Consider the following 20,277-nt stretch of genomic DNA (forward strand, 5'->3'; position numbering starts at 1 on the left):
CCTCCTATCGGAATCGAACCAATGACCTACTGATTACAAGTCAGTTGCTCTACCAGCTGAGCTAAGGAGGCTTTTCAATAAAAAATGTAAGCTTTAATCTTACGGCTAAAAGGCCTGCTGCCTTCTGCATTATTGTGCTGCAAATATCGAAACCTTGCCCATAAATGTCAAGTCTGCCTGCTGTTTTTTTTATATTTTTAAAGCAAGCAACTGTAAATCAATGAAAAAATTTCATGTATTTATGTGATGTTTTATTGTAAATCGGAAATATTGACACTTTAAACCCGTTAAATGCGACACTTTAGCAGAAAGTAAATTCTTAAAACCCTAAGGCATTTGATTTGTTATGCTAGTAAGAGAAAAGACTTTACCCTATGAATTTTAACAATTATACTATAAAAGCCCAAGAAGCCATACAGAAGGCTTCAGAAATTGCTGTTGGCAACCAGCAGCAGGCTATTGTGCCTGCTCATCTACTAAAGGCATTACTTACGGTTGACGAGAATATCATCAGTCATTTGTTGAAAAAACTGAATGTAAATATCAATTACATAAGTAGTGAAATCGATAAACAGGTGGATGCCCTACCGAAAGTTAGTGGCAGTAACGTATACCTAAGTAATACCACGGCTACCGTATTGCAAAAGGCGCAAAGCTACCTTAAGGAGTTTAACGACGAATTTGTTTCCATAGAGCATGTTCTACTGGGCTTATTAGCCGCGAACGACAAGGTATCTGGTTTATTAAAAGACCAGGGGGTCAATGAAAAAGACCTTAAACTGGCCATAAAGGAATTACGTGGTAGCAATAGGGTGACGGATCAGAATGCCGAAGCGACGTACAATGCATTAGCAAAATATGCGCGCGATCTTAATGAATACGCGGAGTCTGGAAAGCTCGATCCTGTTATTGGCCGAGACGAGGAGATTCGCCGTGTTATGCAGATTTTGTCCCGCCGTACGAAAAACAACCCTATTTTAGTGGGTGAGCCTGGTGTTGGTAAAACGGCTATCGCCGAAGGAATCGCTCACCGTATTATTAAAGGCGATGCGCCGGAAAATCTAAAGTCCAAAACCGTGTACTCCTTGGATATGGGAGCACTTATTGCTGGCGCAAAGTATAAAGGAGAGTTTGAGGAGCGCCTGAAAGCGGTGGTGAAAGAGGTGTCGGATAGTGATGGCGAAATTATTCTCTTTATCGACGAAATTCATACGCTGGTCGGTGCGGGTGGCGGCGAGGGGGCGATGGATGCCGCCAATATATTAAAGCCTGCTCTCGCTCGAGGTGAGTTGCGTGCTATTGGTGCTACGACTTTAAATGAGTATCAGAAGTATTTCGAAAAGGATAAGGCCTTGGAACGTCGATTCCAAAAGGTTATGGTCGGCGAACCTGATACACAGGATGCTGTCTCCATTCTTCGCGGACTGAAAGAACGTTACGAAACGCACCATAAAGTTCGCATCCTGGATGAAGCGATAATTGCAGCGGTTGAATTATCGCAGCGTTATATTACCGATCGCTTCCTACCTGATAAGGCTATTGACTTGGTCGATGAGGCTGCTTCTAAACTTCGCCTGGAAATGGACTCGGTACCGCAGGCTGTAGATGAGCTGGACCGTCGGATTATGCAGCTAGAAATTGAAAGAGAGGCTATAAAAAGAGAAAACGATAGTAAAAAAGTTGGCGAACTGTCGGAAAGCATCGCTAATTTATCGTCGGAAAGGGACTCCTTAAAGGCAGCATGGCAGTCTGAAAAGACTTTGGTAGATCGCGTAAACCAGGAAATACAACATATTGAAGACTTTAAACTGGAAGCGCAACAGGCGGAGCGTGCTGGCGATTATGGGAAGGTGGCTGAACTGCGTTACGGCAAGATTAAGGAGGCACAGGATAAGGTAGAGACATTGAAAGCTGAACTTGCGGATAAACAGCAGAGCAGCCGTATGCTGAAGGAGGAGGTTACTGCCGAAGATATTGCGGATGTGGTATCGCACTGGACGGGTATTCCGGTTCATAAAATGGTGCAATCGGAAAGAGAAAAACTGCTTAATCTGGAGGAGGAGCTTCATAAACGTGTGGCCGGCCAAGAGGAAGCGATTGAGGCTATTGCGGATGCTATACGTCGTTCGAGAGCAGGACTTAGTGATGCTAAACGCCCTATCGGCTCTTTTATCTTTTTAGGAACAACAGGGGTAGGTAAAACGGAATTAGCTAAAGCGCTGGCCGAGTTTCTTTTTGATGACGAACAGGCTTTAGTACGTATTGACATGTCGGAATACCAGGAGCGCCATGCGGTTTCCCGTTTAATTGGTGCCCCTCCGGGATATGTTGGTTACGATGAAGGCGGACAGCTTACGGAGGCGGTACGTCGTCGCCCGTATTCGGTAGTGTTGTTAGATGAGATTGAAAAAGCACATCCTGATGTGTTTAACATCTTACTACAGGTGTTGGATGATGGCCACCTTACGGATAATAAAGGTCGGGTTGTGAACTTTAAAAACACGATTATTATTATGACTTCCAATACGGGGTCGCCTATTATTCAGGAGAACTTTAGCAGCTTAAACGATCAAAACCGAGATGAGGTTGTCGCCAAAACTAAGGATGAGGTATTTGAGCTTTTGCAGAAATCGATACGCCCGGAGTTTTTAAACCGTATTGATGAAGTTATTATGTTTACCCCACTAGGGCGTAATGAAATCGGAGATATTGTACGTATGCAGTTTTCACGTGTACAGAAGCAGTTGTCTGAACAGCATATCTTCCTTTCAGCGAGTGATGAAGCTTTAGATTGGTTAGCACAGCTGGGTTATGACCCCGTGTATGGTGCACGCCCGCTAAAACGTGTTATTCAAAAGCGTATTTTAAATGAGTTATCGAAGGAGATTCTCGCTGGCAAGGTAAGCAGTGATGCCATCATTAAACTCGACGTTTTCGATGGGAAATTTGTCTTCTTAAATACAAAAAAATAATAGAAAACTTTAAAATTGATCCTGCCTATGCTATAGGTAGGATCATTTTTTTTTGTAGCGTCATCGATCAACAGTAAAGCACTTCTTTGAGCAGTTATCTTTCAAGCGAAAACAGGAATCCCTTCCTATGTGTAGTAAGGGTAGGCTAAATGTATCGCATTATAATAATAACACCTTCCAAGCCATGTCTACATCTTGATCTGCTATATAAGCTTTAGCTTTGAGCTGCAGGTGTGTATTCCGGGTACTGTCATCGCCAATAAATGCATTGGTAAGCTCTTGTATTTCCGGCAGATGGCGAATAGCGTCCACCTCCTGTTCGGTCGGTAACGTTGTTACCGTTAACAGGCTTTCTATATCCTTTTGCGATAGTTCCGCCGACTGACGAATAAGCAGGGGTAATTTATTATATTCCATACGGAACAAAAATAATACTTATCTGTTTACTTGTGGCATGGATTATACATTACAGCATAAACGCCTACAGTTTGGCAATAATTCTATCCGCAAATTCACTCGTTTTCACTAAGGATGCGTTCTCCATTAGATTATAGAAATCTACGGTAACGGTTTTATCGGCTATAGTAGCAGCCAATGCTTTAACAATGCCATCTGCAGCTTCTTGCCAGCCCATGTATTCAAGCATCATCACCCCACTTAAAATTACCGATGAGGGGTTCATGGTATCGGTATTTGCAAATCGAGGTGCCGTACCATGCGTAGCCTCAAAGATGGCATGCCCGGTTTTATAATTTATATTGGCTCCGGGGGCAATACCTATCCCCCCGACCATTGCAGCCAGGGCATCCGATATATAATCGCCGTTAAGATTCAAGGTTGCCACAACCGAAAAATCGCGTGGTGCCAACAGAATCTGTTGCAAAAAGTTGTCTGCAATAATATCTTTTATAATGACTTTGCCCTCCGCCTCAGCTTGCCGCTGTTCCGCATTGGCTTCTTCCTGCCCTTTCTCTGCCTTGGTGCGCTCCCACTGTCCCCACGTATAGGTTTTATCGGCATACTCCTGTTCAGCAACATCAAAGCCCCACTGTTTAAAGGCCCCCTCGGTATACTTCATAATATTTCCTTTATGTACAAGCGTTACCGAGGGTAGATTATGTGCTATAGCATGGTCTATAGCAGCGCGAACCAGTCGTTTAGAGCCCGCTTCGGATACCAGCTTAATACCCAGCCCCGTATGTTGGGCAAAGGTATAATCTACCTTAAGGTTATGGTTTAAAAATTCCTGTAATTGAAGGGCCTCCGCACTACCGGCATCAAACTCAATACCCGCATAGATATCCTCTGTATTTTCACGAAAGATTACCATATTTACATGCTCCGGGTGGAGCACTGGAGAAGGTACACCGGTAAACCATTTTGTAGGGCGCAGACAGACATACAAATCCAAGGCCTTACGTAATGCCACATTTAAAGAGCGAATACCGCCACCTATGGGCGTCGTTAACGGACCTTTAATGCCCACAAGATACTGTTGGAAGGCATCCAATGTTTCCGCTGGCAACCAATTTCCGGTCTGCTGAAAAGCTTTTTCTCCTGCCAGCACCTCTTTCCAGGTAATGGCACGGTTGCCCTGGTAGGCTTTTTCCACAGCACGATCAAACACGCGTACGGCAGCATGCCAAATATCTGGCCCTATGCCATCACCAATAATAAAGGGTACAATTGGATTATCCGGAACGATAAGTTTACCATCGCTTCCCATGCTGATCGTCGTGCTCATACAATTTTTTATTTTTCTTTATTAAACATATTGCCAATCTCTCGACTTATTTTACGGAATATCGGAGCCGTCTGAATATCCTCATACTCATCGATATGCTGATCTTCTTGCCGGCTTGGAAAGAGTAAAATAAGATTCTGATTTTTATAATAACGCCCTACCCGCCTTGCTAAACCATCTAATGAATCCCGGTAAGATACCTCTCCCGATCGTGAAGACACAAAAATCAGTAAGGCATCGATGTTACTAAAAGTAGCTAAACCATACATATTATCCCAATCTTCATAATTACTGAACGTATAGGGTACACTCGTTTTCAATGCCTTACAGGTTAGATCTATATTGCCTTGCGTGCGGGTGTTACATATAAATGCTGTCGGTAAAGATAGTTCTTGCGCCAGTTTCAGCACCTTCTCCATCCAATATTCGAAACCAACTTCAGACTCGGCCAATGGGGGTACAAAAACCGTAATGGATTTGTGCACCACCAGTGGTTTATCTATTTTACACATAAACAACGTAGTATCCGTTTTGTTTAATATGCTTTCTGTTTTTTCACCTACAATTTTTTCCACAAAGGAAACCGCACTCGGCCAACCCATTATTACACAATCGGCCATAATTTCCTTTGTCATCCGCGCTATGCCGGTCGCAATATTGAAGTCTATGGTAGTCAGCAAATCCACTTCCGTTTCAGCGCCCGACGCATAGCTCGCCATATTATCCAGGTTACGCCGTGCTTCCTGTAAATTACGTTCGGCCTGTTCATTATCAGGCACTACACTTAATATACTTATAGGGTAATGTGACTTTTTAGACTTTATTAAGGTTGCAAAATCTAAAATAGGCTCCATATTGTTAAGGTTTGCTATCGGAATCATCAGCTGTTCCTCATGCTCCTCCACATGTTCAATATGTGTATCATCCTGATGCCCCTCTAGCACCACTTTTTTGGATGCCGCCTCGGTCACCATCGATGCCACAATACAGGTCACTAAAATCAATACTATCGTACCATTAAGTACATTCTCGTCGATTATATTATTGTTATACCCCACCATAATAACAGCCAAGGTAGCCGCAGCATGGGCATTACTTAAACCAAAAATAAGATTCCGCTGGTTTCGGGTATATTTAAACACCAGTTGTGTTGCAGTAGCGGCAAAATATTTACCTGTTACGGCGACAACCGTTAATGTTCCGGCTACAATAAGTGCCATTGGGCCCTTCGTAAGCACCGATATATCGACAATCATACCTACAGCAATCAGGAAAAAAGGAATAAAAATGGCATTACCAATAAACTCGATTCTATTCATTAATGCCGAGGAATGTGGTATTAATTTATTTAATGCCAAACCTGCAACAAAGGCCCCAATAATAGGTTCCAGACCCGCAATTTCGGCCAGGAAGGCGGCAAAAAACACAACCGTAAGTACAAAAATATAATGCCCCGTTTTTTCAGACTCTATACGTTGAAAAAACCATTTTGCAATTTTTGGGATAATGCCAAACATAATAAACAAAAACACGGCAAAGGATACACATAGCGTAACCCAAAACTCCTGGTTTATCACCCCCTGCGAGGCCCCTGTTATTACGGCGAGAATAATCAGCACCGCCGTATCCGTAAGGATGGTACCTCCAATGGTAATGGCAACAGCCTCATGTTTCGATATACCATAACGGTGAACAATAGGATACGACACTAAAGTATGCGTTGCAAACATACTGGCAATTAATATGCTCGGCAAAACAGCATATCCGAGCAGGTAATGGCATACCGGAAACCCAATAGCTATGGGGATAGCGAAAGTAAAGAAACCAAACAACAAACTCTTATGTTTTGTTTTCTTAAACTCATTCATATCCAATTCCAAGCCGGCAATAAACATAATATACAACAGACCTATGGTAGAAAAAAGTGTAACTGCCGAATTTTTCTCCAACCAGTTTAATCCATGCGGGCCAATTATTACACCCGATATAATAAGTCCGATAATACCGGGAACTTTAATAGGGCGCAGTAAAATGGGGGATAGCAGGATAATAAATAAAACTAAAGAAAATATGAGTACAGGATTTTGCAAAGGTGCTTGAAATGCTTCTGTAAGATGGTGTATTATTTTGTTATTCATATATAAGCTCCGTCTTCGAATTGGAATAGATTTAACCATTCAGCTGTTGAAAATACGAAAAAAATAGGAATAATAAAGCACCCGTTTTTTAAGGCTACTTAAACTGAATAGTTTTTATAGGTGATATCCGGGTTATCAGCATGGAGGGAATAAACAGTGTTAGCAACGAAATAACAACTACGCTAAGGTTGAGAAGCAGTACCGTGGTCATATCAATAGAAACAGGCACATACTCAATATAATATATAGCTGGATCTAACTTAAAAAAGTGCGTTTTTGCCTGCAAAAAGTACAGGATAAAGGTCACGATATTGCCCAACAACAGGCCATAACCAATTAGATATAAGGAGTTATAAAGAAATACTTTTCGGAGGTCTCGATTTAACATCCCTAATGCTTTTAACATCCCGATCATGCTGGTACGTTCCAAAATTGTGATCAGCAGGGAGGATATCATATTAATAACGGCGACGATAACCATTAATCCAAAGATAATATCATCGTTCATATCCAACATTTTTAACCAATTGAATATATCAGGTAGCTGATCTACAATATTTGTCGCATGCACATTTTGCGGTAAAATCTCATTTACCGCGCGCGTAGTTTCCGCTAAATTGTCGAAGTTTTTAACCCGAATTTCATAGGCTCCGGCATCCTTATCATCCAGATTGTTTAACCGGCGGATAAGTTGCAACGATCCAATTACATAGTTACGATCCAGTTCCTCTGCATTGGTACGGAAAATGCCTTGCACCACAAATTTACGCTTGCGGCTACGGTTGTCCTGCACAAACGACATAATAAACGATTCGCCGACCGTCAAATTTAAGCGCTCGGCCAAAAAATGGGACACCAACAATTGGTTGTCGGCATTGTCACTGCCGAAATGCAGGGTATCCCCTTGGACTAAGGTTCGCGACAAATAGTGTTGATCGTACTGGTGCTCAATACCTTTCAACAGCACCCCTTCCACTTCGCCTTCTACATTCATAATGCCAACCTTTGTGGCAAATGGAGAAACCGATTCTACATTGGGAATTTTCAGAATTTCCTGAATATGTGCCTCGGATAAGGCAATAGGCGAGTTTTCGGTTTGGTTAACGTCGGCACGGGTGACAATGATATCGCTGAAAAAGCCGCGTTGTTTTGCGGTTATCTCTCCCTTAAACCCACGTAATATGGCTACCGACAATACGATAGCAAAGATCGCTAAAGCCAAGGCGCCTATCGTAACCCGTACAATAAGTTTCGAGAAGGTTCGTTGCCCTTTAAATATTACACGTCTGGCGAGAAATAATGGAAAATTCAAGCTTAATTATAATTTGTACCTTCGCAAAGGTAATAAAATTTGTTACTTGACAAGGGAGATTGTCTTACCTTTGCAATAAAAATAATCGGTATTATGCGTATAATATTTATGGGAACCCCCGACTTTGCGGTGGCTTCATTAAAAGCTCTATTGGATAATGGGGAACATGTGGTAGCCGTGGTTACTGCAGCAGACAAACCCGCAGGTCGCGGACAGAAACTCCATGAATCGGCAGTAAAGGTATATGCCCAGGAAAAAGGTATCCCGGTATTACAGCCGGAGAAACTTAAAGACCCTGCCTTTATAGCCCATTTAAAATCCTTTAATGCAGACCTACAGGTTGTTGTGGCCTTTCGTATGTTGCCTGAAGTGGTATGGAATATGCCTCCTTTGGGTACCATCAATGTGCACGGCTCGCTGTTACCACAGTATCGCGGTGCCGCCCCAATAAACCATGCGGTAATTAATGGCGAAAAGGAAACTGGCGTTACCACTTTTTTACTGCAGCACGAAATAGATACGGGAAATATCCTGTTGGCGCATAAGGTCGCTATACAGGAGCAGGACAATGCAGGTAGCATTCACGATAAGCTTATGATTGCAGGTGCTGAAACCTTAATCCGCACCATACAGGGATTACGCGAGGGCTCCTTAAAACCTATTCCTCAGGACGATATTCAGGTTTCAGAACTTAAGCATGCCCCCAAAATTTTTAAGGAGGACTGCAAAATTGATTGGAACAACAGCACAGAAAAGGTGTTCAATAAAATTCGGGGTTTAAGCCCCTATCCTACCGCTTTTACGTACTTAGCGGATAAGGTGTTGAAAATCTATGAAGCCTCTCAGGAAATTAGTGCGGTGCATGTACCTGCCGGGAATTATATTACGGATGGTAAATCGTATCTAAAATATGCCACAAATGATGGTTATATTCATTTGTTAACTATACAAATTGAAGGTAAAAAAAGAATGTCAATTCAAGAGTTTTTAAGAGGATTTCATTTCACTGAAACGAATTAAACTTCCTCGAAGACCAAGAATTTACTCATCTACAAATTCCATAATGTCACCCGGCTGGCAGTCTAATGCTCTGCAAATGGCTGCCAAGGTGCTCATGCGAATAGCTTTTGCCTTTTGATTTTTTAATATAGATAAATTGGAGAGTGTTATTCCCACATGCTCACTAAGCTCATTCAACGACATTTTCCGCTTTGCCATAATTTCTCCAAGGTGTATTTTTATTCCCATGTTAATTGATTTTTATATCGTACATATAAAACATTTAATAGAAAAAAATGTTTTAACAGTAAACACATAATATAGAAAATAACATAAATGTATGAAAACACGACAGAAAATAAGTTTGGAACGATTTTTGATGTAAACATACGGTTCGAATACATCCTATAACCACCTCTAAATGAGTCGATAAATTACAAATTTATTGCACTCCGCGAAGATTATTATTTGTATTTTTGCAACATTCCAAAAGAAAGGTTTAAATATTAAATGAGACAGCTCAAAATTACACAGTCGATCACGAATCGCGAATCCCAATCTCTAGACAAATACTTACACGAAATTGGTAAAGTTGACCTTATTACCGCTGAAGAAGAGGTAATATTAGCGCAACGTATTCGCGAAGGGGATCAAGTGGCATTGGAAAAACTTACTAAAACCAACTTACGTTTCGTAGTTTCTGTTGCTAAACAGTATCAAAATCAAGGTCTTACTTTAGGTGACCTGATTAACGAAGGAAATTTAGGACTTATAAAAGCAGCTAAACGTTTCGACGAAACTAAAGGTTTTAAGTTTATCTCCTACGCTGTGTGGTGGATCCGTCAGTCTATTTTGCAGGCTATTGCTGAACAATCACGTATCGTGCGTTTACCGCTTAATCAAGTGGGCTCGTTAAGCAAAATCAGTAAAGCATTCTCCAAATTAGAACAAGAGTACGAGCGTGAACCTTCTCCAGAAGAGTTGGCAGATATCTTAGAAACGACTGTAGACAAAGTGTCGGATACTTTAAGTAATTCAGGAAGACATGTATCTATGGATGCACCATTTGTACAAGGTGAAGAGAATACCCTATTGGACGTATTAGAAAACTCTGACCCAGATACAGATAGCTCCTTGATCGACGAGTCTCTATCCGAAGAAATTAAAAGATCCCTATCGACTTTAACAGAAAGAGAACGTGAGATTATCGTATTATTCTTTGGCTTAGGCTCCAACCACCCACTATCCCTAGAAGAGATCGGTGAAAAATTCAACCTTACAAGAGAACGTGTGCGCCAGATTAAAGACAAAGCTTTGCAACGTCTGCGTCATACCTCCCGTAGTAAAATCTTAAAATCCTATTTAGGTTAAGATACACTAACATATGTCAAATTATTTAGGCGCTGCTTTGAAAAAAGTAGCGTTTTTTTTTCTGTAGTAGAAAAGAAAAGAGTTACCCAAAAGGATAACTCTTTAGCATTAAAATATATCCTCAAATGAGGGATGGTTAGTTTCAAACCTGGCTAATCTGCTTACACTGTTTATGCTGTGCACCCGCTTTATGCTACCTATTCCACCATACTTTTGTGGTAATCACATCATCGCCCTGAGCAGCCAGTGCCTTCCGGTAATTGGCCTGGTTTGTACTTTGCTCAATCTGGGGGTAGATAAAACGTGTTGGCAATTTATCGGATACCTCCGGGTTAAAGGTATAAGTCGTCGGTTTCCCCGCTACGATTCCAGTCCAGATGACCTCCCCTTTTTTCACCAAAAATAACGGATAGCCCGTTCTACGAATTTCAGACCAGGCCTCAAACCCTTGGTTATACAAGGCAAAATATTTCTGCGTAAGCACGGTTTCTTTGTTCGCCTCCGGCAGCGTTTTAAGGTACTCCTCCACATCACCTGCTGCAACCTTCCATTTCTCTAAGGATGCCTTTACCCCATTTTTATACGCCTGGGTATCCCAATTTTTATACTCTGCGATCAGGAAAGCCACTTCCGCATACTCCTGTAATACCTCCGCATAATTGGCCGCATTAATAACTGTGCCAGGCAAAGAAATGGAGTCTATAGGAAAAGCGTTTCCTGCAGCCAAAGGAAGCCCATACGGCTGTCCAACATAGGCGCCTTTAACATTAGCCTTGGCATACTGGGGTAAACGAGGGTCTAAGGCTGTAAAAGGTCCTTTTTTCCCTTGCAAAGCGTCGACTAAAACTTTCGAAACCGCAAAATCCTTTCGGTTTGCCGTAACGGTAGCTCGAAATAAAGGCGCTTGGTATGGCGGTGCTTCATTGAAGGTAAAGGCCGCATTATCTGCATTGGAAGCAAAAACACCTTTCTGCAGGGCATCCTCAATCTGCGCCGTAGCAAACGAACCGTCTTTGCTACGTATGCGCATAGCCAACCGCAAACGTAAGGAATTGGCAAATTTTGCCCACTGGCGGTTAGCACCGCCATAGATGATATCCGCTGCAGCAAAGGTATTAAGATCTTTATACTTCAATAAGGTATCTGCCGACTCCTGCAGCTCTTTTAAGATATCTCTATATATTTTTTCCTGTGCAGCATATTTCGGCGTAAGATTATCAGGGGCCTGTTGCAATGCCTCAAAGTCAGGATCTTTATTTCCATACGACTCGTAAGGAATGTCGCCAAAAACGTCGGTTAAATTATGAAAAGCATAGGCCTTTAGAATTCGAGCAATAGCAATCTGATTGGCATTCGTTCCAGCACCAGCTAAGGATACAGAACCTTTTGTTGTCGGATCTGTATTTAATTTAATGATTTCATTTAAATTATTCAGCCCTTTATACATTGCCGACCAATAGGTATCGGAATAAGCCGTTTGAACCACATACCGCGATTGATCGGTATAGATATTCTGACTAAAATACTGTGCAAACAACTGTGCTCCACGGAGGTTGATATCTTCACTACGAATAGCATTTACCAACTGCCTTTCGGCCGATACCAGTATACTCGTCGTCGTTACAAAACCAGGCCTGTTGGGATCGGTATTAATATCTCTAAACGTATCTTTTGTACAGCCAGCCATAAACACAGAGGCCAGACTTAAAATAGCAAAAGATTTTGTTAATATAGTTCTCATCGTTTATTAAAATTTAAAGTTTACATTAAACCCATAGGTAAGTGGTGTCGGAATATTCCCTCCCTCAATACCTTGAATATTACCAGCACTATTGGTAAACTCCGGATCAATATACTTGCTCTTGGTATACAAGTTCAACAGATTACGACCGTAGAGGGTAACAGCAAGCTGCTTAACGACATGGCTATCGTTTAGTTTAAAATTATACCCCAATGTTACCTCTCGCAATTTAAGGAAGGTAGCATCAAAAATCGAAAATGTGGTCGGACCATTATATTCGTTCCGTGCCCATGCTTGTGCTGTAATACGGGTGTCATTTTGGGCGGTATTCGTTACGGTATAACTGCCATCCGAATGAAACGTTACATCGCCTTTAACCCCATCTACAACAACGCCTGTTTCTCGTACGTTATGCGCTGCAGTTTTATCTAAAATACCGGCATACATGCCCACCTTATACGTTTGAGAGAAGAAATTTCCACCTACACGCCCATCTATTAAAAACCCGAAATTCCAATTTTTATACTGGAAGGAGTTCTGCAAACCAACAAGATAATCTGGCAATACAGAGCCCAGGGTGGTTAGTTGTGAAGTCTTCATATAGGTGCCATCTCCTTGTACAACACGCTGCCCGTCGGGTGCGTAAACAAAATCGTAGCCCATAAGCTGACCATACGACTGCCCCTCGCGGGCCACTAATGCTACCAACGGCGTAGCTTGGGTTCCGTTAATAGAACTGCCCGCATTGAGGGCCAGTGTATTAATCTGATCGTGTAATTTGACGATTTTATTTCTATTACGCGAATAGTTAAGGGCGGTATTCCACGTGAAGTTCTCCTTTCTGATCGGCGCCGCATTTAATATCACCTCAATACCCCGGTTTGTAATCCTTCCCGCATTCAACACCTTATCGTCGTAGCCAAAGGCAGAGGAAACAGGTACTTTAAGAATCTGGTTACGCGACAAATTACTATAATAAGTCACATCAAGTCCTAAACGATTTTTAAAAAACTGAAGATTTAAACCCGCCTCCAATGAGCTGGTAATCTCGGGTTTTAAGAGGGCATTATTTAAGGTAGAAGGAAGCTTATACGATGGATTTAAACCAAAAGATTGTTCGGCATCGTAAACCTTTGCCAATTGATAAGGATCCGTATCGTTACCAGCCTGTGCCCAGCCTAAACGTACTTTACCAAAGGATAACCAGTCTAGGTGATGGAGCCCCTTTAACTGGCTAAATACAAAGCTCCCGGTGAAGGATGGATAGGAATACGAATAATTATGTTCAGGTAATGTCGACGACCAATCGTTACGTACCGTTGCATCCAGAAACAAAATATCCCTAAATCCCAAGGATGCACTCGCGTAGAGCGAAGCAACCCTTTTTGCGAAGAAGCGGTTTGTAATATCCACAGCCGCTGCATTTTTTAGGTTGTAATAGTTGGGAAAGAATAATCCCCCCTGCGTAACGGCATATTCAGTTCTATATTTTTGATCCCTTACGTTAGCACCAACGTTGGCTACCAAGGAAAAATCAGACCAGTTTTTCTGTGCTGTAGCCAGAAATTCATAATTGTACTCGTTTAAGCTATACCCACTCTCTTCGTATTGCGAGGTGCTACGCGAAAACTTAGCAATACGATCTTGCGCCTTATAGGTATACACATCGCCATGTAACTTAGCGCCAACCGTTAACCAGCTGTTCACCGCATATTGCGCAGCCACATTTCCATAAAAACGGTCTCTGTTATCTTTAAGATAACTTTCATAGGCCGACCAATATGGGTTATCAATAAATTTTGTAGCCTCGGCGTCTGGGGTATCCTGCCAGCCGCTACGATTCCACGCTAAAGGAGAACCATCGGCTCTTTTATAGTTGCTTAGGCGCTTATAATCAACCTGAACAGCACCCCATTGGAAAGCCTCTAGCATAATATTTCGGTTGGATGCACCCGACCATGGCTTACCGGTAGTGCTGTTATGAATATAATTCAAATTCGAGCTAACCGTTAACTTTCCGATCTTTGTTCCGCCGGAAAAATTCAAGGTATTTCGCCCCAGGCTCGAATTGGGCACTGTACCCCGTACATTTTTATTGGTATATGAAAATCTGTAATTTGTATTTCCACTATTTCCCGACAGGGCTATATTATTGGTATTTGCCACACCTGTACGAAAGAAATAAGAAACATCATTTTTGGGATAAACCCATGGCTGTGGGTTAAGATAGTCCGCAGCATCTTCGGGGTTAAGATTATACCAATGCAAAACAGGTGTACCATCTAAACGGGGGCCCCAGCTTTCATCGGAAGCATAATCTACAATTTTATATTCTTTACCTGCAATATTCACAGTTTGAAAATCTGTGGAATACCCTTGACCATAAAGCTTCTGTCTTTTCGGCAGGCGCACTATATTTTCAAAATCGACACCGGTATGGACAGATATTTCAAACTTCTCTCCTTTTGCTGCCCGCTTGGTAGTGATTAATATAACACCATTTGCAGCACGTGAGCCATATAATGCCGCCGCTGTAGGCCCTTTTAATACCGAAATATTGTCGATATCATCGGGGTTAATATCCTGAATTACATTGCCCACATCTTTTCCGGCACTACCTGCGTTTGTACCTGAAGAATTTAAATCTGTATTATCAATCGGGGTACCATCCACAATATACAGCGGTGCATTATTTCCGGCAATGGAGTTAATACCACGTAAGAGCACGCGGGAAGACCCGCCCATATTTCCCCCCGATGTGGTGACTTGTAAGCCGGCTACCTTTCCAGATAAAGAGGCCAGGGCATTTGTAGGTCGCGTTTGCAGGGCTGTCGATTTCACCTCTTGCACGGCATAACCTAAGGATTTCTTTTCCCTGGAAATTCCGAGGGCCGTAACCACAACTTCACTAAGGTTCTCCTGATGATCGGCCAACTGTACGTTCATATATTGCGTACCACTTAAGGTTACGACCTTAGTATCGAAACCTATAGCGTATACCGATAGGGTTGTATTCGCGGTGGGAACATCCAATACAAATTCGCCATTTGCATCGCTTACTACTTTTTTCTTACTGCTGTTGTCGGTTATGGTTGCTCCGGCAACTACCTTATTCGCGGCATCAACAACCTTTCCTTTTAATATAGTCTGTGCGAATACCGGCCCTGAGCTTAGCGCAAGCGCTGCCAATACAAGGTATGTATACTTCGTTTTGTTCATGTTTTTGTTATTACTTTTAATAGGTATTAAATGAAAAGAATTAGCGGAGACAACAACAGACTTGCTGCTTGTCTCCTATGCACATTCGATGTAAGGCAGGAAAATTCATTATGCGATTGAAATTTGTTTGTCGTTGCAAATATATAAATTCTACTTAAAAGATAGTCTTTATAGTCAAATATTTTTTTCCTTTATAAATCTTATTAATATACGATACATAGGCGCGGTTCTAAGGTAATATCTAAGGGCACAGGCACGAAATATAGGCGCCCTTGCTTGTACCTACGGGTATGCCATAGCTACGGCTCCTGCCTACTACGCCTCCATCGTATCCGAAACAGGTATGGCTTGTCTCTCGATTTCTTTTAGAAATAATCAAAAGATAAATCCTTAAAATGCTATTTTCATAAAAATAAAGTCAAATAAATACCAGTATTGCAAAATTAATGACCTAAAATAGGTTCTTAATTAAAATTTTACGGGTAAGTACCGAAAAAGATTAATATATTTGGTAGATTCTAAACATTAGATAAATAACCTACTAAACATTATTTAATTGGTTATTAAACTGATTTTAAGGCATCTAATTCAAATATAAAAGAACTTATGAAATCATATGATTTTGGTATCGTAGGCTTGGGTGTTATGGGACGTAACCTCCTATTGAACATGGCCGACCACAAATTTGCCGTTGCTGGCTTAGATTTAGACCGTGAAAAAGCGGAATCACTGCAAAATGAAGCTACTGCAGAACAGGATGTTAAAGCAACTACAGAAGCGCAAGAATTCGTAAACTTAATCCGTAAGCCCCGCGCCATTATGTTGTTGGTGCCGGCAGGAAAACCTGTAGATAGCGCTATACATAGTTTGTTACCGCATCTGGAAGAAGGGGATATAATTATTGATGGTGGAAACTCGTACTTCCCCGATACCGACCGTCGGTTTACGGAACTTGCTGAAAAAAATATCCACTTCTTCGGAATGGGTATCTCGGGCGGTGAAAAAGGCGCTCGCTTCGGCCCTAGTATGATGCCGGGTGGCGATAGAAAAGCGTACGAGAGATTGCGTCCTATTTTTGAAGCTATAGCGGCAAAAGTAAATGGCGATCCTTGTGTGGAATACTTGGGCAATGGCTCTGCGGGTAACTATGTTAAGATGGTTCACAACGGTATTGAGTATGGTATTATGCAATTAATTGCCGAGGTTTACGATTTAATGAAGCGTGGTTATGGTATCAGCGACGAAAAAATCCAACAGACTTTCGCGGAATGGAAAGAGTCGGAGGTACAATCGTTCTTGGTAGAAATTACGGCAGATATATTAAATACATTCGACGACGAGGGTAACCGTTTGGTGAATGTCATCTCGGACTGGGCAAAATCTAAGGGTACCGGAAAATGGACTTCTCAAAATGCGATGGATTTACAGGCTCCGGTTCCGGTAATCGATGCTGCCGTGACCATGCGGGATATGTCTAAGTTTAAACCTGAGCGTATCGAAGCTGCTAAAAAGTTAACCTGGACGCCAGCACAAAAAGAGTTTAACGAAACGGCCTTATTGGCGCAGCTTAAAGATGCTTTTTATTTTGCCATGATAAACACCTATGCACAGGGTTTAGTACAACTTTCTATAGCTTCTGAAACCTATGGATATGAGTTAAACCTGGAGGTAGTAGCAAAAATATGGCGTGGAGGTTGTATTATCCGTGCAGCGGTATTGGAGGATTTCAGACAAGCATACAGCCGTAACCCTTCCTTAAAAAATATTCTTTTAGACGATGCCATTGCTGCTAATTTAATCCGAACACAAGAAGGTGCGCGTGCCATTATTAAGGATGCTGTAGATCAGGGCGTTCCTGTGGCTGCATTTATGAATGCTTTGTCGTACTTTGATTCCTACCGTTCGGAGCGTTTGGCAACGAATATTATTCAGGCGCAAAGGGATTATTTCGGAGCACATACTTACGAGAGAATTGATCGTGAGGGTGTTTTTCACACACAATGGAACTAACAAGCGACTGCTCATTATTTTAAAGAACTATGAAAACAGGTAAAAAAGCTAATCCCGCAATTATTGTCATATTTGGGGGTACGGGCGATTTAGCAAAACGCAAATTGATTCCCGCTTTTTACAACTTATTTTTGGACGATTGGATGCCGGAGAAGTTTGCCATTATTGGCTTGGGCCGTACCAAATTGGACGATAATAATTACCGTGAAAGGTTAAAAGAAGGGCTTAAAGATTTTTCAAGAACAGGAGCTCCGCAACAAGATACTTGGGAAAAGTTTAACCCCAATGTTACGTATTTCCAATCGAACATCGATGATGTAAATTCGTACCATGCTTTAGCGGAAAAATTGGATGCCTTAGATCAGGAATGGGGGGTGCGTGCCAACCGTTTGTTTTACCTTTCTGTGGCGCCAAAATTTATTGAAGCGGCCACGTTGCATATCAATGAGTCGGGCTTAGCAAATAATCCGGAGCAGGATCGTATTGTCATCGAAAAACCGTTTGGTTATAATAAGGAAACGGCTGTTGCCCTAAACCAGCTCTTGACAAATACCTTCCAGGAGAATCAGATTTACCGTATTGACCATTACTTGGGTAAAGAAACGGTACAGAATATTCTTGCATTCCGCTTTGGAAATGCGTTGTTTGAGCCGCTGTGGAACCGTAACTATATCGATTATATTCAAATTACTGTAGCCGAACAGGTGGGTGTTGAAAACCGCGGTGGTTACTACGAGGGTGCCGGTGCACTCAAGGATATGATACAGAACCATCTCTTGCAGATTCTTTGTATGGTAGCCATGGAAACTCCGGCTTCATTCCGTGCCGAGGAAATCCGTAACCGTAAAGTGGATGTTTTACGGGCTATACGTAGAATAAAACCCGAAGAGGTAGGGCGCTATGCCGTGCGAGGCCAGTATAATGAGGGTTGGATTGAAGGTAAAAAGGTACCTGGATATCGTGAAGAAGAGGGTGTAAGTTCTGACTCCAATACGGAAACTTTTGCCGCAATAAAATTTTACTTGGATAATTGGAGATGGCAGGGTGTACCTTTTTATTTAAGAACGGGTAAACGTATGCAGGAGAAACATTCTTCCATTACCATTCAATTTAAAGCCGTACCGCACTCGACGTTCTCGAATGGACAGGCAGAAAATTTAATGGCAAACCGCTTAACAATAAACATTCAACCACAGATGGATATCCGGTTAAGGTTTATGACAAAACGCCCTGGCTTAAGCATGACCTTAAACCCTTCGGAAATGATTTTCGATTACGATACCTGCTCTACACAATCGCCAGAGGCTTACGAAACGTTGCTTTTGGATGCCTTAAACGGTGATGCTACGTTGTTTATGCGTTCCGATCAGGTTGAAGAAGCTTGGGATGTTATTACGCCTATCCAGGAGGTTTGGGAAAGCAGAGATTCATTGGATTTCCCGAATTACCAATCCGGAAGTTGGGGACCTGAAAACGCGGAAGCGCTAATTGCTTCGCAAGGTCATGTTTGGGCCGTCAATGCCCATCAGAAAGCTTCTAAATCGGAAAAAAAAACGAATGATAAACTAAAGAAGTAACGTGATACAAGTATACAAAGATAAACATGAAATCAGTGAGGCTGTAGCCTCACTGTTTTTGCAACAGGCGCAGCAGGCTATTGCTGCAAATAATAAGTTTACCGTTGCACTGACAGGTGGCTCCTCTCCTGTTGATTTATATCGGTTGTTGGCAACGCCAGCATATGCAGATAAAATTGATTGGACTAAGGTTTATGTTTTCTGGGGCGATGAACGTTGGGTTCCTCTGGAGGATGATTTAAGTAATGCTAGAATGTCTTTCGAGACTTTATTAAACCATGTTCCTATCCCTCAGGAGAATATTTTCCCGATGTATAGCCCTGATGCCTCGGCAGAGGTCTATGCGCAGACGTATAGCGACATATTGAAACGTGTCTTGGGACCTGATGGGGTGTTCGACCTCATTCTTTTGGGCATGGGCGACGACGGCCATACGGCATCGCTGTTCCCCGGAACGGCGGTACTTAATGAAACGGAAAAATGGGTGGATGCGTACTACTTGGAACCGCAAAACATGTACCGCATTACCTTGACAGCACCGCTGATTAACAAGGCAAAACAGTTGGTGGTCATTACTTTTGGCGATAAAAAAGCACCTGCTTTATTTGAGGTTCTGCAAGGGGAACGTAATGCACAGCAATATCCTTCGCAACTATTAAACCCGGTTCATGGGGATTTGTTGTTTGTGGTGGATGAGGCAGCGGCAAGTAAATTAGCTTAACATTGCGCTGCATGTTTCGGTATTTTTAATTCCAGCCGCTTTTAGAGTTGGCTTTCTAAGGGTCATTCCGGAAGCTGCTGTGGAGCCTGGAAAAAGACAATGGTTTTATACCAAAAATCCCACCTTTTTTAACGGTAATACCAGCTAAAAACGGTGGGATTTCTTTTATTAAAGCTTCCTAAAAATTAGATTTTTTGTAGCTTTAACAGCACGGGACCTATTTCAATTTTATCGGCAGCAAAAGCGCCAAAATTTTGAATATAGGGCTGTTTATTGTGCAAGTCCAGCCCTTCTTGATTTTCCCAGATCTCATAAAAAACAAAGGTCGCCGGGTCGTCTGTACCTTGGTGTAGGTCGTATTGTAAGCAGGCTTTCTCTTTACGCGTTTCCGCCACCATATTTAATAGTACTGGCTTTACCTCTTCTAGATAATTCTCGTTTACACGTAATGTAGCAGTAAGGTATACTTTCAT

The 20,277-nt window shown here is 42.0% G+C and carries 14 protein-coding genes; 6 read left to right on the forward strand and 8 right to left on the reverse strand.

Going from position 1 to position 20,277, the window contains the following annotated elements:
* The first annotated feature begins 374 nt into the window (after positions 1–374).
* The gene (gene clpB / locus ACL9RF_RS11380) at positions 375–2,972 is read left to right on the forward strand and encodes an ATP-dependent chaperone ClpB (protein WP_422800757.1); all 2,598 of its coding nucleotides are present in this window, start codon (positions 375–377) and stop codon (positions 2,970–2,972) included.
* Positions 2,973–3,131: 159 nt separating this feature from the next.
* Here clpB and ACL9RF_RS11385 read toward each other — a convergent pair whose 3' ends face one another.
* The 4 genes from ACL9RF_RS11385 to ACL9RF_RS11400 form a co-directional block, all read right to left on the reverse strand.
* Positions 3,132–3,389: a hypothetical protein gene (locus tag ACL9RF_RS11385; protein WP_422800758.1), complete on the reverse strand. Its 258-nt coding sequence runs from the start codon at positions 3,387–3,389 to the stop codon at positions 3,132–3,134.
* Between the two features lie 64 nt (positions 3,390–3,453).
* Positions 3,454–4,716, reverse strand: a complete 1,263-nt coding sequence (gene icd / locus ACL9RF_RS11390; RefSeq protein WP_422800759.1) for an NADP-dependent isocitrate dehydrogenase — start codon at positions 4,714–4,716, stop codon at positions 3,454–3,456.
* Positions 4,717–4,724: 8 nt separating this feature from the next.
* Positions 4,725–6,854 carry a cation:proton antiporter gene (locus tag ACL9RF_RS11395; RefSeq protein WP_422800760.1) on the reverse strand — a complete coding sequence of 710 codons (2,130 nt, stop codon included), beginning with the start codon at positions 6,852–6,854 and terminating at the stop codon, positions 4,725–4,727.
* A 94-nt stretch (positions 6,855–6,948) separates the two neighbouring features.
* Positions 6,949–8,166 (reverse strand): ABC transporter permease, encoded by a 1,218-nt coding sequence (locus ACL9RF_RS11400; RefSeq protein ID WP_422800761.1) that lies wholly within the window; start codon positions 8,164–8,166, stop codon positions 6,949–6,951.
* 93 nt (positions 8,167–8,259) lie between these two features.
* On the opposite strand from ACL9RF_RS11400, the gene fmt reads away from it, so the two are divergent.
* Positions 8,260–9,186 carry a methionyl-tRNA formyltransferase gene (gene fmt, locus ACL9RF_RS11405; RefSeq protein WP_422800762.1) on the forward strand — a complete coding sequence of 309 codons (927 nt, stop codon included), beginning with the start codon at positions 8,260–8,262 and terminating at the stop codon, positions 9,184–9,186.
* 21 nt (positions 9,187–9,207) lie between these two features.
* Here the strand turns inward: fmt and ACL9RF_RS11410 are convergent, their stop codons facing one another.
* Positions 9,208–9,414, reverse strand: coding sequence for a helix-turn-helix domain-containing protein (locus ACL9RF_RS11410; protein WP_422800763.1), 207 nt, complete (start codon positions 9,412–9,414; stop codon positions 9,208–9,210).
* A 261-nt stretch (positions 9,415–9,675) separates the two neighbouring features.
* Between ACL9RF_RS11410 and ACL9RF_RS11415 the strand changes: the two genes are divergently transcribed.
* Positions 9,676–10,536, forward strand: a complete 861-nt coding sequence (locus ACL9RF_RS11415) for a sigma-70 family RNA polymerase sigma factor (RefSeq protein WP_079642450.1) — start codon at positions 9,676–9,678, stop codon at positions 10,534–10,536.
* Positions 10,537–10,729: 193 nt separating this feature from the next.
* On the opposite strand, the gene ACL9RF_RS11420 is transcribed toward ACL9RF_RS11415, so the two are convergent.
* Together ACL9RF_RS11420 and ACL9RF_RS11425 are read right to left on the reverse strand one after the other, a co-directional pair.
* A complete protein-coding gene (locus tag ACL9RF_RS11420; protein WP_422800764.1) occupies positions 10,730–12,277 on the reverse strand; it encodes a SusD/RagB family nutrient-binding outer membrane lipoprotein in 1,548 nt (515 codons plus the stop codon).
* A gap of 6 nt (positions 12,278–12,283) precedes the next feature.
* Entirely contained in the window at positions 12,284–15,496 is a 3,213-nt protein-coding gene (locus tag ACL9RF_RS11425) for a SusC/RagA family TonB-linked outer membrane protein (RefSeq protein WP_422800765.1), read from the reverse strand.
* Between the two features lie 606 nt (positions 15,497–16,102).
* On the opposite strand from ACL9RF_RS11425, the gene gndA reads away from it, so the two are divergent.
* The 3 genes from gndA to pgl are packed head-to-tail and all read left to right on the forward strand — an operon-like array spanning position 16,103 to position 19,804.
* Positions 16,103–17,506: an NADP-dependent phosphogluconate dehydrogenase gene (gene gndA, locus ACL9RF_RS11430; protein WP_422800766.1), complete on the forward strand. Its 1,404-nt coding sequence runs from the start codon at positions 16,103–16,105 to the stop codon at positions 17,504–17,506.
* Positions 17,507–17,535: 29 nt separating this feature from the next.
* Positions 17,536–19,083 carry a glucose-6-phosphate dehydrogenase gene (gene zwf, locus ACL9RF_RS11435; RefSeq protein ID WP_422800767.1) on the forward strand — a complete coding sequence of 516 codons (1,548 nt, stop codon included), beginning with the start codon at positions 17,536–17,538 and terminating at the stop codon, positions 19,081–19,083.
* Between the two features lies 1 nt (position 19,084).
* A complete protein-coding gene (gene pgl, locus ACL9RF_RS11440; RefSeq protein ID WP_422800768.1) occupies positions 19,085–19,804 on the forward strand; it encodes a 6-phosphogluconolactonase in 720 nt (239 codons plus the stop codon).
* A 185-nt stretch (positions 19,805–19,989) separates the two neighbouring features.
* Here pgl and ACL9RF_RS11445 read toward each other — a convergent pair whose 3' ends face one another.
* Positions 19,990–20,277 carry a putative quinol monooxygenase gene (locus tag ACL9RF_RS11445; protein ID WP_422800769.1) on the reverse strand — a complete coding sequence of 96 codons (288 nt, stop codon included), beginning with the start codon at positions 20,275–20,277 and terminating at the stop codon, positions 19,990–19,992.

Origin of the sequence: Sphingobacterium sp. Mn56C (genome assembly GCF_049319645.1) — a bacterium.
Taxonomy (GTDB): domain Bacteria; phylum Bacteroidota; class Bacteroidia; order Sphingobacteriales; family Sphingobacteriaceae; genus Sphingobacterium.

Coding starts and splice junctions, on each gene's coding strand:
- ACL9RF_RS11445 (WP_422800769.1), bottom strand. CDS start 20,277: ATGAAAGTATACCTTACTGCTACATTACGTGTAAACGAGAATTATCTA.
- ACL9RF_RS11425 (WP_422800765.1), bottom strand. CDS start 15,496: ATGAACAAAACGAAGTATACATACCTTGTATTGGCAGCGCTTGCGCTA.
- ACL9RF_RS11385 (WP_422800758.1), bottom strand. CDS start 3,389: ATGGAATATAATAAATTACCCCTGCTTATTCGTCAGTCGGCGGAACTA.
- ACL9RF_RS11420 (WP_422800764.1), bottom strand. CDS start 12,277: ATGAGAACTATATTAACAAAATCTTTTGCTATTTTAAGTCTGGCCTCT.
- icd (WP_422800759.1), bottom strand. CDS start 4,716: ATGAGCACGACGATCAGCATGGGAAGCGATGGTAAACTTATCGTTCCG.
- ACL9RF_RS11415 (WP_079642450.1), top strand. CDS start 9,676: ATGAGACAGCTCAAAATTACACAGTCGATCACGAATCGCGAATCCCAA.
- fmt (WP_422800762.1), top strand. CDS start 8,260: ATGCGTATAATATTTATGGGAACCCCCGACTTTGCGGTGGCTTCATTA.
- clpB (WP_422800757.1), top strand. CDS start 375: ATGAATTTTAACAATTATACTATAAAAGCCCAAGAAGCCATACAGAAG.
- gndA (WP_422800766.1), top strand. CDS start 16,103: ATGAAATCATATGATTTTGGTATCGTAGGCTTGGGTGTTATGGGACGT.
- ACL9RF_RS11395 (WP_422800760.1), bottom strand. CDS start 6,854: ATGAATAACAAAATAATACACCATCTTACAGAAGCATTTCAAGCACCT.
- ACL9RF_RS11410 (WP_422800763.1), bottom strand. CDS start 9,414: ATGGGAATAAAAATACACCTTGGAGAAATTATGGCAAAGCGGAAAATG.
- zwf (WP_422800767.1), top strand. CDS start 17,536: ATGAAAACAGGTAAAAAAGCTAATCCCGCAATTATTGTCATATTTGGG.